General features: G+C 64.6%; 1 protein-coding gene. It reads left to right on the forward strand.

The features are described from left to right. Positions 1–258: 258 nt before the first annotated feature. Positions 259–1437 carry an IS30 family transposase gene (locus tag CH266_RS17905; RefSeq protein WP_141214549.1) on the forward strand — a complete coding sequence of 393 codons (1179 nt, stop codon included), beginning with the start codon at positions 259–261 and terminating at the stop codon, positions 1435–1437. Positions 1438–1471 lie beyond the last annotated feature (34 nt).

A 1471-nucleotide genomic window follows, 5' to 3' on the forward strand; every position in this document is an offset into this window, starting at 1 on the left:
GGCGGGTTCTAACGATCCCCGCAACACCCTCGATTTGAGGGAGTTGCGGGGATCGTGGCATGTGCTGGGTTGAAGGTGCGGTTTTTCGAGGCGTTGGACCGTGAGGACGGGAATGTCAGCGCGGCCGCACGCTGTGTCGGGGTGAACCGGAACACTGCCTTCGGGTGGGTTCGTCAGGCGGGTGTGCAAGGGCGCGGAAAGAGCGGCCGGGCCGAGCATTCGGGTCGGGGACGATACGAGGAACTCCGCTCGTCGGGAATCTCGCGGCGCGAGGCTGCTCGGGAGGTCGGGGTCCACCTCCGGACCGCGCAGGACTGGGACGGGGGCATCCGCAAGATCGGTGGTGCGCGCCTGCACCCGGGTGGTCGACGTATCGACTACAAAACCGGTATGACAACGTTCGTCACCGCTGCTCAGAGGCCGTCGCTGGCCCGCATCGAGTCCACACTGCACCCTCGGTATCTGACGGTGACCGACCGTGAACACATCGCCGACCTGCGTCGAGCCGGGTGTTCGCTGCGTGAGATCGGACGCCGCCTCGGCCGGGCGGCCTCGACCGTCAAACGCGAGATCGACACCTACGGCATCGCCGACGAGTACCACCCGCACCGGGCACATCGGCTGTGGGCTATCTCGCGTGCCCGGCCGAAACCGGCGAAGCTGGCGGCACAGGGTTCGCTCCGGTCCTACGTCGCCGGCAAACTCGCCCTGCAGTGGTCGCCCGAGCAAATCTGCCACGCTCTAGTTGTCGACTTCCCCGATGACAAGGCGATGCGTGTGAGCACCGAAACGATCTACCAGGCCATCTACGTACAGTCGCGCGGCGGACTACGCCGAGAAGTTGCTGCCGCATTGCGCACCGGACGTACTCGCCGCGTACAGCACCGCTCACCCGAGCAGCGCACCTCACGATTCGTCGATGCGATGGTGATGATCTCCGAGCGGCCGGCGGAGGTCGCCGACCGCTCCGTGCCCGGGCACTGGGAGGGTGATCTGATCGTCGGTACTCGATCGGAGTCGGCGATCGTGACATTGGTCGAGCGTTCTACCCGGTACCTGCTTCTCGGTCACCTCCCCGGCGGGCACACTGCAGAGGAGGTCCGGGACGTTCTGGTTCCTCTGATCGGTTCTCTCCCAACGCATTTGCGCGGTTCACTGACGTGGGACCAAGGGTGCGAGATGGCAGCGCACAAGCAGTTCAGCGTCGCCACCGGGGTGCCGGTGTACTTCTGCGATCCACACTCACCATGGCAACGCGGATCGAACGAGAACACCAACGGCTTGCTACGCCAGTACTTCCCCAAAGGCACGGACCTGTCCGTGTACAGCGCCACCGACCTCGAGAACGTTGCCCACCGCCTCAACTCCCGTCCACGCAAAACGCTCGGCTGGAAAACTCCAGCCGAGCGTTTACGTGATCTACTGACAGGCATCTGACCATCAGGTGTTGCGAGGACCCCTAGAATCCGCC

This window comes from Rhodococcus sp. 06-1474-1B (assembly GCF_002258885.1).
Lineage (GTDB): Bacteria > Actinomycetota > Actinomycetes > Mycobacteriales > Mycobacteriaceae > Rhodococcoides > Rhodococcoides fascians.